The 14,627-nt window shown below is 41.7% G+C and carries 13 protein-coding genes and 1 pseudogene; all 14 read right to left on the reverse strand.

What is annotated here, in order from left to right:
- Positions 1 to 54: 54 nt before the first annotated feature.
- The 14 genes and pseudogenes from K1I53_RS03395 to recR all read right to left on the reverse strand — a co-directional run bounded on the left by K1I53_RS03395 (position 55) and on the right by recR (position 14,624).
- A pseudogene (locus K1I53_RS03395) lies at positions 55 to 435 on the reverse strand (hypothetical protein).
- Between the two features lie 327 nt (positions 436 to 762).
- Positions 763 to 3,555 carry an isoleucine--tRNA ligase gene (gene ileS / locus K1I53_RS03400; protein WP_223328355.1) on the reverse strand — a complete coding sequence of 931 codons (2,793 nt, stop codon included), beginning with the start codon at positions 3,553 to 3,555 and terminating at the stop codon, positions 763 to 765.
- 254 nt (positions 3,556 to 3,809) lie between these two features.
- Positions 3,810 to 4,694 carry a DivIVA domain-containing protein gene (locus K1I53_RS03405; RefSeq protein WP_142358233.1) on the reverse strand — a complete coding sequence of 295 codons (885 nt, stop codon included), beginning with the start codon at positions 4,692 to 4,694 and terminating at the stop codon, positions 3,810 to 3,812.
- A gap of 8 nt (positions 4,695 to 4,702) precedes the next feature.
- Positions 4,703 to 5,494 (reverse strand): RNA-binding protein, encoded by a 792-nt coding sequence (locus tag K1I53_RS03410; protein ID WP_223328356.1) that lies wholly within the window; start codon positions 5,492 to 5,494, stop codon positions 4,703 to 4,705.
- Positions 5,491 to 5,751 (reverse strand): YggT family protein, encoded by a 261-nt coding sequence (locus K1I53_RS03415; protein ID WP_223328362.1) that lies wholly within the window; start codon positions 5,749 to 5,751, stop codon positions 5,491 to 5,493. Before K1I53_RS03415 ends, K1I53_RS03410 begins: the two co-directional genes overlap by 4 nt.
- Entirely contained in the window at positions 5,751 to 6,284 is a 534-nt protein-coding gene (locus tag K1I53_RS03420; RefSeq protein WP_223328364.1) for a cell division protein SepF, read from the reverse strand. Before K1I53_RS03420 ends, K1I53_RS03415 begins: the two co-directional genes overlap by 1 nt.
- Positions 6,285 to 6,293: 9 nt before the next feature.
- A complete protein-coding gene (locus tag K1I53_RS03425; RefSeq protein ID WP_223328366.1) occupies positions 6,294 to 6,965 on the reverse strand; it encodes a YggS family pyridoxal phosphate-dependent enzyme in 672 nt (223 codons plus the stop codon).
- Between the two features lie 3 nt (positions 6,966 to 6,968).
- Positions 6,969 to 8,225, reverse strand: coding sequence for a cell division protein FtsZ (gene ftsZ / locus K1I53_RS03430; RefSeq protein ID WP_223328368.1), 1,257 nt, complete (start codon positions 8,223 to 8,225; stop codon positions 6,969 to 6,971).
- 16 nt (positions 8,226 to 8,241) lie between these two features.
- The gene (ftsA, locus tag K1I53_RS03435; RefSeq protein ID WP_000196334.1) at positions 8,242 to 9,618 is read right to left on the reverse strand and encodes a cell division protein FtsA; all 1,377 of its coding nucleotides are present in this window, start codon (positions 9,616 to 9,618) and stop codon (positions 8,242 to 8,244) included.
- A gap of 235 nt (positions 9,619 to 9,853) precedes the next feature.
- On the reverse strand, positions 9,854 to 10,558 hold the full coding sequence (locus tag K1I53_RS03440; RefSeq protein ID WP_223328370.1) for a YwaF family protein: 705 nt from the start codon (positions 10,556 to 10,558) through the stop codon (positions 9,854 to 9,856).
- A 195-nt stretch (positions 10,559 to 10,753) separates the two neighbouring features.
- Complete coding sequence (locus tag K1I53_RS03445; RefSeq protein ID WP_223328373.1) at positions 10,754 to 11,365, reverse strand: NUDIX hydrolase N-terminal domain-containing protein; 612 nt, start codon at positions 11,363 to 11,365, stop codon at positions 10,754 to 10,756.
- Positions 11,352 to 12,725: a UDP-N-acetylmuramoyl-tripeptide--D-alanyl-D-alanine ligase gene (locus K1I53_RS03450; protein ID WP_223328374.1), complete on the reverse strand. Its 1,374-nt coding sequence runs from the start codon at positions 12,723 to 12,725 to the stop codon at positions 11,352 to 11,354. The genes K1I53_RS03445 and K1I53_RS03450 overlap by 14 nt, the downstream gene beginning before the upstream one ends.
- An 83-nt stretch (positions 12,726 to 12,808) precedes the next feature.
- Positions 12,809 to 13,852, reverse strand: a complete 1,044-nt coding sequence (locus K1I53_RS03455) for a D-alanine--D-alanine ligase (protein WP_223328383.1) — start codon at positions 13,850 to 13,852, stop codon at positions 12,809 to 12,811.
- A gap of 175 nt (positions 13,853 to 14,027) precedes the next feature.
- Entirely contained in the window at positions 14,028 to 14,624 is a 597-nt protein-coding gene (recR, locus tag K1I53_RS03460) for a recombination mediator RecR (protein ID WP_000966754.1), read from the reverse strand.
- Positions 14,625 to 14,627 lie beyond the last annotated feature (3 nt).

Here is a 14,627-nt window from a genome sequence, read left to right on the forward strand (position 1 = left end):
ATAATTGTTCTCAACAGAAAATGAAGCAGTCTCTCCTAAATAATTAAAAAACTACTACTCTTCAATTACAAATTTTTTCAATGTTCCAAAGTAAAGTGAACCACCAATAATGGTTAGAATTCCACCTACCCATCCCAAAAATGGAATCAAGCCGACCGCACCACCTACAATGAGCAAAACAGAAGGTGCATTCGTAACACGTTCATCATCTTTATAATAAACTATAGCCACAATTCCCAATACTAAAACAGCAATTTAAACCAATGACAAAATAATTGAGAGCCCTGTCAATGTCCCAACCGTTATATCTGCGTCTTCAGTTGCCGCAGCAGCTCCAATAGCCATGATGAACATGATGACTGGCCCTAAAAGCAATACAATTCCTGAAATAAGACCAAAAATAGCGTTGACACGAGCAAGTGTATTTGTTTTCATAATAATCTCCTTAAAATTTTTATAGGTATTATTCAATCATAATTTATCTAAAAATTAAACAGTCTTATAAAATTTTATAATAAATATTGATTTTCAAAAAATAATTTTAAGTTCTATAGTCTCTTTATAATTAGTGGAAATATAAAATTATGAGAAAACTGAATAGTTGATTATGTTAATTATCTACACGGGCAGACCAGGAAGAACTTCATTTGAGGAAATGGACTAGTAAATTTTTCCATGATAAAACGCATAATATCAAGGCACTTGAACTCTTGATATTATGCGTTTTTATGATTTTAGCGACTTTTCTCAGTCTCTTTCTGATTATTTCGCTTCAAATCCTTCTGCGACTGCGTCCGCAAAGTTTTCTTCTACAATGCTTGCACAGTGGTCACAGATGACTGCGTGGTAGCCACGTTCTGCCGTTGTTGGATCGATACGACGGCAACGGTCACAAACCTCACCAGCCGCACGGTCAACTGTGAAAGCCACATCCTCAAAGTTAACTGCACTCTCTGGAGCTGCACCTTCTGCGATGGTTAATTCTGACACGATCAAAAGTTGGGCTACATTGCTGTTTACTGCTTCGAGCAAAGTTTTCACCACTTCATTTGGATAGACCGTCAAATGTGCTTCGAGTGATTTACCGATTACTTTTGCATTACGAGCTTCTTCCAAGGCTTTTTGAGCTTGACCACGGAAGTCCATGAAGGCTGCCCAGGTATCCAAGATTTCTTCTTGGTTAGCAAAGATTTCCGCTTCTGGCAATTCTGACAACTGAACATAGTCTTCAGCTTCAAACTCAAGGTATGACCAGATTTCCTCTGCAGTGTGAGGAAGGATAGGTGTCAAGAGTTTCGTGATTTTGACAAGAATGTCATAAAAGACAGTCTGCATTTGACGACGTTCGAGTGATTTGGCACCTTCGATGTAAACAACGTCTTTGGCAAAATCAAGGTAGAAGGCTGACAAGTCAACGTTGATAAAGTTCACCAAGGCCTTATAGATTGTCAAGAATTCAAAGTTTGCATAAGCATCACGAATCGTTTTCACAAGCTGGTTAAAGCGAATAGTCATGTACTTATCAACTGAACGAAGCTCATCGTAAGCGACTGCATCTTGAGCTGGGTTAAAGTCAGATGTATTGGCAATCAAGAAACGAAGGGTGTTACGGATCTTACGGTAGGTTTCAGAGACTTGACTCAAGATATCCATAGAGATACGAACGTCGTTGCTTGAGTCTACACTTGTTACCCAGAGACGCAAGATTTCAGCACCGAATTGTTTTTCAACATCGCTTGGCGCAATGGTATTTCCAAGAGATTTAGACATCTTCTCACCTTTACCGTCAAGGGCAAAACCTTGTGACAAGATTTGTTTGTAAGGAGCCACGCCATGGTTGGCAACAGATGTGATAAGTGATGAGTTGAACCAACCACGGTATTGGTCAGAACCTTCAAGGTAGAGGTCTGCTGGATATTTGAGTTCTGGACGGTTAACCACTACTCCATTCCATGATGAACCTGAGTCAAACCAAACGTCCATGATGTCTGTTTCTTTCTTGAACTCACCATTTGGTGAACCTGGATGCGTAAATCCTTCTGGCAAGAGGTCTTTGGCATCACGTTCCCACCAGATGATAGAACCATGTTTCTCAAAGAGTTGAGCCACGTGCTCGATCGTTTCAGCTGTCATGATTGGCGTTCCGTCTTCAGCATAGAAGATAGGAAGGGGAACTCCCCAAGCACGTTGACGAGAGATAACCCAGTCGCCACGGTCACGAATCATGTTGTAAAGGCGTACTTTACCCCATTCTGAATGGAATTTCACTTTTTCAATTTCATCCAAGATTTCTTGGCGGAATTTAGATACTGAGGCAAACCACTGTGGCACCGCACGCCAGATGATTGGTTTTTTCGTACGCCAGTCGAATGGGTAGGAGTGAGAGATTTCTTCTTGCGCAAGGAGAAGATTTCCAAGTTTTTCAATAACAGTTGGCACAACCTTGTCATAGAATTGACCTGCAAAGTCAGGACCAGCATTTTCCATCATGATCCCACGTTCGTTAACTGTTACAGCAACTTCAAGACCGTTAGCAACACCGACATTGTAGTCGTCCTCACCAAAACCAGGGGCTGTATGGACGATACCAGTACCAGAGTCAGTCGTAACGTGGTCACCAAGGATTACCAACTCATCTACAGCCGTATCCCAAGGGTGAGCTGTTACGATATGGTTCAATTCTTGACCACGGTAGGTTGCCAAGACCTGAACATCAGCCCAGCCAAATTTTTCAGACAAACTAGTCAACAATTCTGAAGCAACCACAAACTTACGAGATTCACCAGCTGGTTGTACGACTACGTAATCGATATCCGCTCCAACAGTCAAACCACGAGAAGCTGTGATAGTAAATGGAGTTGTGGTCCAGACAACGATATAAGTATCTGTATCTAGAACACCTTTTCCGTCTTTGACGCGGTTAGCATAGTAAAGGGAAGTTGAAAGCAAGTCATGATATTCAATTTCTGCTTCTGCAAGAGCTGATTCAGATGACCATGACCAGTAAACTGGCTTGGCACCACGGTAGATATAGCCTTTTTTAGCCATTTCACCAAAGACACGGATTTGAGCTGCTTCATAGTCTGGAGTCAAAGTCACATAAGGATTTTCCCAGTCACCAGAAACACCCAAACGTTTAAAGTCTTCACGTTGTTTATCAACTTGAGAAAGAGCGTACTCGCGGCAAAGTTTCAAGTACTCAACCAAGTCCATTTCTTTGCGTTTAACACCCTGTTTTGCCAATACTTGCTCGATTGGCAGACCATGTGTATCCCAACCTGGGATGTAAGGCGCATAAAAACCTGACATCGATTTTGAACGAACAATAATATCTTTAGAAATCTTGTTCATGGCGTGCCCAACGTGGATATTTCCGTTGGCATAGGGAGGTCCATCGTGCAAGGTGAAATGCGGTTTTCCTTGGTTCAATTCTTGACGACGTTGGTAAAGTTTCGCTTCGTCCCACTCTTTTTGCCATAGTGGTTCTTTAGTAGGAAGTCCAGCACGCATTGGAAATTCAGTTTTTCCAAGATTTAGGGTATCTTTGAGTTTCATTATATCTCCTTTATTATATAGACAAATTAAAAACCACGAATCGCTAAAAAGGACGAAAATCGTGGTACCACCTTTGTTCGGAAAAAGACTTTGTCTTTTCCCCTCTTTTCCCGTAACGTGGGGAACGTCCTGTCTTACTGCTTTCAGACTGGATTGCTTGAGAGGATAATCTGACCACTAGGGATTGCAGGACTCACACCGTCTCCTACTCGCTGGAAATATAGTTGGTTAAATCTTGTTCTCACATTTATTTCTTATAATATTGTAACGGATTCTTGTTGTGCTTCATGTTTAGTAGTTGAAGAAGCAGTTCCAGTTGCTGATGGCGATACTGAGAAATACTCTGTCACGATTTCTGAATCCTCATGTTGTGGCTCAACTGAATGAGACTGTATCTCTTCTACAACCGTATTGATATCTAACACATGACTTTCCGCTTGATTGTTAATCTGCTGAGCTTCAAACTCAGCTAATTCTTTGTTACCTGCTTCGATGCGGGCTTGTAACTCAGCCATTTCTTCAGGTGAAAATTGGCGAGTCACATCAATCGGCTCTTCTTCTGGTTGCGAAGGAACAGCTTCTCCCAAGACCTCACCTACGACTTCCTTGAAGGCTTCATCACTTGTTTGGAGATAAGTCGCAGTCGGACGAAGAATATCTTCCCAATCTGAAGATTCGACAATTGCCAACTGGCTCTCAATCGTAGACTTGAGGCGTTGATGGAATACACGACTCTTGTTCTTCAACTCTTCTGTCTCAACAGCTACTTTCTTAGCATTATCTGTTGCCTGACGTAGGATTTCATTAGCCTTGTATTTTGCCTCTTCAAGGAGGCGCTGGGCATCTTGCTCAGCCTGTTGAATAATATTGTTTGAGCGCTCTTGAGCAGCTTGCTTTACACGTTCAGCCGTATCTTGAGCAATCAAAACAGACTGGCTCAACGAATCCTTCATCTCATCAAAGTAAGATAAGCGCTCTTCTAAACTTCTAATGTGTCTTTCCATTTCGTGATTATTGCGGACTAAGTCCTCGTAATCACGAACAACAATATCAAGAAATTCATCTACTTCTTCTGGATCAAACCCTCTGAATTTCGTAGAAAAGGTTTTATCTTTAATTTCTAATGATGTAATTGGCATACTTTTCCTCACTTACTTAATAATAATTGGATAGTCAGTTTTATCTTATCCCTTTTAGTTTGCCCATTTTCTTTGACAATCTTCAGACGACCAAACTTTCTCACACTAATCAAATCCCCTACAGCTACTAGATAATCTAATTTTTCAATGGAGTGGTAGTTTACCTGAACAGATTTTTTCTCTATGAGTTGACTAGCCTGCTTTCTGGATAATTTCAAGGCACTTGATAAGAGGGCATCCAAACGAAAACTGGAAATCAAAATATCTTGTTCTTGATAATTGATCTCAGATATGATTTTATCGGTGAAAGGACATTCCTCCAGCGACACAGGTAGTCTAGCAATCTTTTGTATCCCGTCCTGAAACAGAGGGATAAAATCACGATTGACAAAAATCTGTGCTCTCTTTTCATCTACCAAGATATCACCAAAGAGCTTACGATCAATTCCTAGTTGATTGATGATTGTCCCCAAAATCTTTGCATGTGTTAGCTGTTCAAACCTACTTGGATAACGGATCTCTAGCAATGCCATTTCAAAATCTGACAGTGTCGGACTGAAATAGTCCGGATACAGAAGGACACGGACAAATTCCGTATGGATATATTCTCCGCTACTCACACAGCCCAGTCCATAGGTCCCAGCCAAAACCCTCAGTATCTGTTCCTGATGCGGGTTGACAAAAGCAGTGAGAACAGGAGCATAAGTATCTTCCACTCGCTTGATCCACTCTAATCCCTTATCAATAAAGGGAGCATCATCAAGGGAAAAGTGCTGGTAAATCGCTTTATTTGTCATCATAGTATTAACAAGAAACGAATCAAGCTGTCACCCAAAAAACGGACGATTACGATTGCCAGCCAAATGGATAAATCCAAACCTCCAAATTGTAAAGGTAAACGGCGAAGTGGATCAACAATCGGTTTAATAAGTTTTTCCAGTAAACGTTCAAGCGAGCTACCATAAGAATTTGGAAACCAAGAGAGGAGTGCATAGATTAACAAAAGCAGGGAATAGATATTCACTGCATTTTGGATCAGACGAATCAGAAAAATCATTATTTCGCTCTACTTCGTTTAATATCAAAACCAAATTCTGCACTTCGAGAATCATCAGGCAACTTGATATCTTCAATATTCACAACCACATTGACTGGTGTCAACAAATACATTGTACTCGCAACTTTTTTCAGATTACCTGCCAAAACATGACGGGCACCGTCCAGATAGTCTAGACAACGACGAGCCTGAACCTCTGTCATGTACTGGAAGTCAATCAAGATACTTTCATTTCCAGCCAATAAATCCACAATCTCTGTTGCATCCTCATATTTTCTAGGATAACGAACATCAATCGTTACTTTTTCATCTGTACGATGGCTTTGCATAGCCAATTCTTGTTGGCGAGCATGTAAGCGAGTGATGTTTGCATCTTTTGAAGTGGTTGATTGAAACTGCGCTGGCAGTTCTTTAGAAGCTGAACTCGATGAAACAATCATCTGCTCATCCTGAGGTTGATAAGTCGCAGTTGTTTCTTCCCCATCTTCTGTAAAATAATCTATAAATTTATCAAATCTATCTTTTAAAGACATAGATCTCTCCTATTTAAAAAATGCTGTGCCAATTCGAACAAAGGTCGAACCAAATTGAATCGCTTCCTTATAGTCACGACTCATGCCCATGCTCAACTCTGTCATCGGCATATTAGGAATTTGTTTTTCTCTAATTTCTGCTTGCAGATCCTGAGTTTTCTTGAAAATTTGTTTCAATTCATCAGAATCTGCCTCAAAAGGAGCCATGGTCATCAAACCAACATACTCAATCTGATCTAGCTGAGCCAAGTCTGGCAAAAGTTCTAGTAATTCTTTTTTTGAAAAACCGTGCTTGCTTTCTTCTCCTGAAATATTGACCTGTAGGAAACACTTGATAACATGATCTGTTCTCTTTTGAATCTCCTGCGCCAATTTTAAGGAATCTAAAGCATGAAAGTAATCCACAAAAGGGATTACTTCTTTGACCTTCCGTCTTTGTAGCGTTCCAATCAAATGCCAAGTGACAGGGAATTCTTTTAACGTCTGATATTTTTCTAAAAATTTATCAACACGATTTTCACCAATATGATGAACACCCAGGGGAAGCAGGGCTTCCGCTGTTTTTACGTCCACATATTTCGTCACTGCAATAATTGAAACAGAAGCTGGATCACGATTGGCTTCTCGGCTAGCTTCAGCGACCTGCTGAAAAACGAACTCTGTATTTTTTTTCAAATCCATTGATTAGCGATTCTTGAAGAATGGAGGTGTGTCCAACTCATCTTCGTCCTGATAAGTCGGTGCTTCGAAACGTTCTACAGGTGATACGACTGAATCAGTTTGACGAACGATTGATTCACGGCGCAAGTCCCAATCACCAAAAGCAGAAGATTGACTTGTTTCAAAGCGTCGTTGGCTTTGTTTTGGTAATTCTGCTGTATCTTCTAGGTCAAAACGACGATCAAAATTTTGAGGGTGCGGTTGTCTTGAGGCTTCACGACGAGCCGCTTGTTTTACTGGAGAACCAACAACTTTTTCCACTCGCTCTTGACGAACACCTGTCGCTACAACAGTAACACGGATTTCATCCTTCATGCTTTCGTCAATAGAAGTTCCAAGCCAGATATTCACTCCTTGACCTGCTGCTTGATTGACGATTTCAGAAGCTTCTTCTGCTTCAATCAAGGTCAAGTCAAGACCACCAGTAACGTTGACAATGACATCTTCAGCACCGTCAATGGTAGTTTCAAGAAGTGGTGAGTAAATCGCTTTACGAGCTGCTTCAACGACACGCTCTTCACCACTACCAATACCGATACCCATAAGGGCATTTCCTTTGTTTGCCATGACAGTTTTCACATCGGCAAAGTCAAGGTTGATCAAACCTGGGTTGGTAATCAAGTCTGTAATCCCCTGAACACCTTGGCGAAGGACGTTATCTGCCTCGCTAAGAGCTTCAAGAAGTGGTGTTTTCTTGTCAACAATCTCTAGCAAGTTGTTGTTTGAGATAATCAATAGAGTATCAACATGCTCGCGAAGTTCGTTGATTCCTTCTACAGCGTACTGACCACGTTTGCTTCCTTCAAATCCGAAAGGACGTGTCACAACACCAACTGTAAGGGCACCAAGATCTTTAGCAATACGCGCTATCACTGGGGCAGCACCTGTTCCAGATCCTCCACCCATACCAGCAGTGATGAAAACCATGTCTGCCCCGCTAATTGCTGCTGTCAATGCTTCTTCGCTTTCTTCAGCAGCCTTACGACCAACCTCAGGTCGACCTCCAGCACCCAAACCACGAGTCAACTTTGGTCCGAGTTGGATAACTGTTTCAGCTTTTGTACTGCTTAAGGCTTGTACGTCTGTGTTCGCCGCAATGAATTCTACGCCTGAAACACCTTCGTCGATCATGCGGTTAATAGCATTACCACCGCCTCCACCGACACCAATTACTTTAATAACTGCACCTTGAGCAGCTGCTGTATCAAATGAAAATGTCATAATTTCTTTTCCTCTTTTATTCATCAAACATGCTTCCGATCAAGCTACGGAAACGGTCTGTTAATTTCGGTTTATCTTGAGAACTTGCTTGGAATTCGTCTCTTGGAGCAAGGCCACTGTCAGGTGTGATTTCAGTTGCTGCAGTAGCTGGTTGCACTGGAGTTGATTGTATAATCGGTGTCACACTTTGATTTGAAACACCAAAATTAATTGGTTTTTGACGAAGGAATTCATCTCCTCTGACTGCCTTTTGAGCCAGAAGATTCACTTCTGTCAATTTACCTGCGAACTCAGACAAGCTGATTACATGTGCAAAAGCAGGGTTGCGAATTCCCACTTGATTTGGCACATAGAGTTTCACTCGAACACCAAACACTTCTTGCGCCAATTCGACAACTCCTGGTAAAATCGCATTTCCGCCGATCAGAACGATACCACCTGGTAGATCCAACAAGTGTCTTCTGTCTAACTCCTGTTTAATTTGATCAAAAATATGTTTGATACGTGCTGAAATAATTTCTGCTAAGTAACTTTCTGTCACTTCAACGGGCTCTACTTCACCAATGACTTCAACTTGGAAAGTCTCGTTACTTGCTAGTGGAACATAAGCTTCACCATAGTTGAGTTTCAAACTTTCTGCGATTTTTTGGGAAGTTTTTAAGACTTTGGAAATGTCTTTAGTGACATATTCTCCACCTTCTTGGTAGATATTTGTAAATTGCAATTCTTGATTGCGAATGGTTGCAACTGTAGTCTGTCCACCACCCATATCAATCACTGTCGCACCAAACTCACGTTCTCCCTCGTTGAGAACTGAATTTACAATGGCTAATGGTGAGATGATGACGTTGTCAACATGAATTCCCACACGCTCCACGGTTTTACGAAGGTTATGAAGAATGGTACGAGGTCCTGTGTAAAGTAAGCCACGCATTTCCAAACGCACCCCCATCATCCCACGAGGGTCACGAATACCTTGGAAGCCATCTACGATAAATTCTTCTGGAATGAAAGTAATCACTTCACGATCAGGCGTCATGCTCTTAGTCAAAGCTGATTTGACAACATTCTCTACGTCTTGATCTGTAATTTCTTTTGTATCTGATGTTACAGGAATCATTCCTTGAGTTGGTTCAACCTGCAAGAGATTTGCTGGTAAACCAACATTGACAGACTTGATTGAAATTCCTGCCTTCTCTTCTGCCTGGGAAATTGCGGATTTAATTGCTGAAGCAGCAGCCTCAATATCAACGATAATCCCGTCTTTGACACCTTTACTCTTGGCATTGCTAACGCCAATTACATTCACTTCACCATCTCTATGTTCGGCAACCAGCACTTTGATGGAGCTAGTTCCGATATCTAAGCCTGTAAAAAAACCATCTCTAGTCATTACATTGCGTCCTCTCTGTCTTCCAAGTTTCTCACTTCTATTTTCAATAACTGTGACGAGACACAGCTATTCACAAAATATTATAACACAAAAAATCCAATCGTGCTTAGTTTTTCATAAATTTCCTCTAGGTTTTTTGTAAAAGTCTTTTAAACAATTTTTCTCAGGAGCAATCATTATTTTTATATCCTTACAGCTATATTTTGCATATTTAATCAAAAAAGAGAAGGCCTTTTTAAGCTTTCTCTTGAATCATTTTTTCTGCTCTTTGTTGCAAAAAGACCTCTAGTACTTTTGCAGTCAAGCTGATAGCTGCTACCAACACACTGGACACGATGAGGTAATTCGCCAATAGTCCGTGATTTCCCACTAGTGGTGGTTTATTTAAAAAACCATAATCCCCACCTACAACCAAGTTGACAACTCCTATCAAGGCATTTAGAGAAAATGTAATCACTGTCACATTCTTCAAATTGAGCAGGGAAGCTTCATAATTCTTAAACAAGTATAGGAGCGCATTCCCCAAAAGTGCCACATGCCCGATGATAAAGGACAGGATGGTCACGTGTGGAAACGGATAAGGGTCAAAGAGTGGGTATGCCAGAGCTGCAGTTGCTCCAAAGGTTCCTAGAAGTGCAAAGTATTGCTTGTACTTGGAAGTCCCTGGAATCAAGAGCATAACAAACATGGCGATACGGCAATGATAGAAAGGCAAACTTTCTGATAAGGGCATGTGATTTCCCCAATACCAGCTATACAGAACAATCAGTTGAAGAGACTGAAGGATCTGAATGAAGCGCTGGTAAGCCACCTTGTCGCGGTAACGATAAGAAATATAGAAAGTAATAGCCAGTAAACATAACAAACCAATATACCAGTGGAGTTCAAACTGGGGCGGTTCTGATATCTGTGTGGTAAATAATTGTTCCCACAAATTCATATTCTATTCCTCGTTCATCTAGCCAGAGTAGTAGAAAGCTCACTATTCTAGCTTTTAAATTTTTTTGAAAAAGCTTGATTCCATGCCATGCATAGAACACTTGTGTCTTAAATTCGCAACCTATTATATCATTTGTATCGCAGAAATGCATCTTACAAACACCCTTTTTTGATTTGCAGACTTCTCTAGCATAACCTAATCAATATATTGCTCTCTTTGTCCCTGATAAACTTGCCAAAGAATCTCCATTTGTTCCTTGGTGATGCGTTTTTCAGATAAGGCTGGCAGTTGGTCAATAGCAAAAAATTGAAGGTCGGCAATCTCTTGATTTTCTTGAAATTGTCCGTCAAGAAGTTGACATTCAAAGACAAACTTTGCATATTGTTTGCTCTGTAGTTGGAAACGATTGGTGTCAAAAACTGCAAGTAACCTTTCAGCCTTTGCTGTAAAACCGGTTTCTTCTTTAATTTCTTTGAGAATATTTTCGGTTGGAGAGTAGCCGACTTCACCAAATCCACCTGGCAAAGCCCAACTATCCTCCCCTTTTCCTCTAACTAAACATACTTTTTCATTCTCAACAATCCAAGCACGGACGTCCATCAGAGGAGTTGCGTAAGCGGAAGTTGGTCTCAGGAGCTCCGTTACTTCCTCTTGCTTTAGTTCTGTAGTTTCTCTCAAAATATCAGATAAGATCGCACGCAAGTCCTCGTAGCGTTCACGGTCAAAAGGATCTTTTGTAAAGGTTAATCCAGTATCCGTAATGGCTAGCATTCTTTGAAGATGCTTGACAAAATCACTTGCATTCATTCTCTAAACTTTCTACCAACTTAGCTAGATTCATAGAGTTCGAGCCTTTGAGCAGAATTTGGTCATTGGCACCGAGGCTTTCCTTGACCTGCTTGACAAGGTCTTCAAATTGATCTTCGCTCGCAGTTTTCTTAAAGTAGAATACATGACCGATTGGGAACATTTGACTGGCAAGTTGGGCCAATTCAGCAATGTCTTCCCCGTAGAAAATAACCGTATCAAGCACATCTGGGGAAAGGCTCAAAATCATCTGATTATGGAGTTGAACAGACTGGTCACCGAGTTCCTTCATGTCTGCCAAGACAGCAATTTTCTTACCACCTTCATTGGCAGGAATAGCCGAAAAAGTCTCTAAAATCAACTTCATGGCTGTTGGGTTAGCATTGTAGACATCTGACAGGATATCTGCTCCATTGGCTGCTTTCTTCCACTCAGTACGATTACGGGTCAATTCTAGGTTCTGAAAGGCTTGACGAATTTGCTCCTCTGAAACTCCTTCTTGTAGAGCCACATAAGCAGCAATCATAGCATTGGTAGCATTGTACTTACCAGTCACTGGCAAATCAAGGGCTTGTTCCAAGAAATTGGCCTTAAAGGTCAGACTATCCTTGCGCTCAACCAAGTCTGTAATTTCCAGCTCTGCTCCTTGCCCAAAACGAACCACCTTTTTATCAGTTGGCAAGTAGTCCTCTACAACAGGGTCAGTCGGAGCTAAAAGCAAGGAACCCGAAACCATGCCATCTGCAATTTGCATTTTGCCTTTAGCAATTTCTGAACGGTCTTTGAAAAAGGCCAAATGGGCTTCTCCAACCAAGGTCACGATGGCTGTCTTAGGATGAGCCAATTCAGACAAGAGATGAATATCTCCCAAGTGATCCTGCCCCATCTCCAAGACCAACTTTTCTGTCCCCTCAGGCATATGGAGAACTGTGTAGGGAAGTCCAATCTCATTATTGTAATTGCCTTGAGTTTTGTAGGTCTTGTAGGTTGTTGACAGTAAATGCGCCAGCATATCCTTGGTCGTCGTCTTACCATTTGAACCTGTAACAGCAAAGACATCAACAGCCGTTTTTTCAAGATAGTAGGCTGCGAGAGTTTGAAAGGCAGACAAAACATCATCTACTAGAATGTAGGGATGATTTGCAACCTCTTTCTCGGATAAGGTTACTGCTGCACCATTTTCAAAAGCCGTTTCGATAAAGTCATGACCATCGCGCGCACCTTTAAGGGGCACAAACAAATCACCTGGCCCAATCAAACGACTGTCAAACTCTGCCTTAACTAGCGGACTATCTGGATAAACTGTCACATCATTTTTAGCTCCAACAGCTTGTGCCACTTCGTGGATTGTTAATTTCATTTCTACTCCTTTAAAAAGGGCTGAAGTCCACGAACTCGACTCACCTTGCAGTGATAGTTCTGGCTTCTACCCTCTCTTTCATTTTATAGCAAATGCGCTTCGCGCTTGTCAAAGCTTTCCTTGGCAAGGTCAACCAAACGTTCGATTAGTTCTGGGTAGCTGATTCCCATATTGTCCCAAAGTAGTGGGTACATAGACCACTGGGTGAAACCCGGCATAGTATTAAGCTCGTTTAGGAAAATCTCGCCCTTATCTGTATAGAAGAAATCACAACGAGACAGACCGAGACCACCGATCGCTCGGAAGGCTGTTTCTGCATTTTGACGCATGACAGCTACTACATCATCACTAATTCTAGCTGGGATATCCATTGTAATCTTGTTGTCAATATACTTGGCATCATAGTCGTAGAAAGCAACATCCTTGACCACTTCACCAGGAAGCGTGCTCTTAACACCATAGTTGCCCAAGAGACCAATCTCGATTTCACGGGCATTCACCCCTTGCTCTACCAAGACACGACTGTCATATTGGAAGGCGAGCTCCAAAGCTTGGCGGAGTTCCTCATGGTTTTCAGACTTAGAAATACCTACACTGGAACCCATGTTGGACGGCTTCGTGAAGACTGGATAAGTCAATTTTTCTTCAACTTCAGCGATTTTAGCAGTCACATCATCACCTTCGACGATAGCCACATAAGGAACTTGGGCAATACCAGCAGATTCCAAAACACGTTTAGTCGTGATTTTATCCATGGCAAGACTGGATGACAAGATGTTGCAACCAACGTAAGGCATTTTCAAAACTTCAAGGAATCCTTGAACAGAGCCATCTTCTCCCATTGGACCATGAAGGACTGGAAAGACCACTGCACCTTCCTCATAGATAGCACTTGGTGCAACTTTCTTATCCCAGTCAATGGTCGCATTGGTCATGAGACGATCTTCTTGCCCCGGAGTCTGGCTAAATTCTTGCGTTTTGATAAAGTCACCTGACTGACTGATAAAGAAAGTCTTGACTGTGAAACGGTCGTAGTTGACCGCACGCATGACACTCTCAGCTGATAGTACAGAGACCTCACGCTCTGCACTACGTCCACCGTATAAAAGAATAATTGTTTGTTTCATATTACTGTCCTATTTTCTAATAGAATACTCGCACCCTAGTATATCATATTTGCTTCTTTTTTGAAACTTGAACATGGTACTGGTAGTCAAGAAATATAAAAAAAGAGACCGATAACGACAAACTCGGTCTCCCCATTCTTGTATAAATGAATTGAGTTCGTAAATTTGTCTACTCCTACAACTCTGTCCGATTTTCAATGGCTCGTAAGAGTGTGACTTCGTCCGCATACTCGATATCTGCTCCCACGGCTAGACCTCGTGCTAGGCGAGTAACCTTGATACCAGCTGGTTTGAGGAGGCGAGAAAGGTACATAGATGTCGCTTCTCCATCCGCTGTCGCATTGGTTGCCACAATCACCTCTGAAACCTCACTATCCATGAGACGGGTCATAAGACTCTTGAGGTTGATATCGTCTGGGCTGATACCATTCATAGGAGAAATGAGGCCGTGCAAGACGTGATAGAGGCCGTGGTATTCTTGGATATTTTCCATAGCAGCCACATCGCGACTATCCTCTAACACCAAGATCGTTGTCTGGTCTCGAGTCGGGTCCGTACAAATTGAGCAAGGGTCATCATCCGTCAAACGACCACAGATGGAACAATAGGTCAATTCCCGCTTAGCAGACAGGAGATTTTTGGCAAATTCATTGACATCGTCATCAGACATTCCAATAGTATAGAAGGCTAGGCGGGTAGCCGTTTTAATCCCGATACCTGGTAACTTTGAATAGCTATCAATCAGCTTGGCAATAGGTGTTGGATACAGCATAAG

The organism is Streptococcus oralis (genome assembly GCF_019929365.1).
In the GTDB taxonomy this organism is placed as follows: Bacteria; Bacillota; Bacilli; order Lactobacillales; family Streptococcaceae; genus Streptococcus; species Streptococcus oralis_BT.

Coding starts and splice junctions, on each gene's coding strand:
- ileS (WP_223328355.1), bottom strand. CDS start 3,555: ATGAAACTCAAAGATACCCTAAATCTTGGAAAAACTGAATTTCCAATG.
- K1I53_RS03405 (WP_142358233.1), bottom strand. CDS start 4,694: ATGCCAATTACATCATTAGAAATTAAAGATAAAACCTTTTCTACGAAA.
- K1I53_RS03410 (WP_223328356.1), bottom strand. CDS start 5,494: ATGATGACAAATAAAGCGATTTACCAGCACTTTTCCCTTGATGATGCT.
- K1I53_RS03415 (WP_223328362.1), bottom strand. CDS start 5,751: ATGATTTTTCTGATTCGTCTGATCCAAAATGCAGTGAATATCTATTCC.
- K1I53_RS03420 (WP_223328364.1), bottom strand. CDS start 6,284: ATGTCTTTAAAAGATAGATTTGATAAATTTATAGATTATTTTACAGAA.
- K1I53_RS03425 (WP_223328366.1), bottom strand. CDS start 6,965: ATGGATTTGAAAAAAAATACAGAGTTCGTTTTTCAGCAGGTCGCTGAA.
- ftsZ (WP_223328368.1), bottom strand. CDS start 8,225: ATGACATTTTCATTTGATACAGCAGCTGCTCAAGGTGCAGTTATTAAA.
- ftsA (WP_000196334.1), bottom strand. CDS start 9,618: ATGACTAGAGATGGTTTTTTTACAGGCTTAGATATCGGAACTAGCTCC.
- K1I53_RS03440 (WP_223328370.1), bottom strand. CDS start 10,558: ATGAATTTGTGGGAACAATTATTTACCACACAGATATCAGAACCGCCC.
- K1I53_RS03445 (WP_223328373.1), bottom strand. CDS start 11,365: ATGAATGCAAGTGATTTTGTCAAGCATCTTCAAAGAATGCTAGCCATT.
- K1I53_RS03450 (WP_223328374.1), bottom strand. CDS start 12,725: ATGAAATTAACAATCCACGAAGTGGCACAAGCTGTTGGAGCTAAAAAT.
- K1I53_RS03455 (WP_223328383.1), bottom strand. CDS start 13,852: ATGAAACAAACAATTATTCTTTTATACGGTGGACGTAGTGCAGAGCGT.
- recR (WP_000966754.1), bottom strand. CDS start 14,624: ATGCTGTATCCAACACCTATTGCCAAGCTGATTGATAGCTATTCAAAG.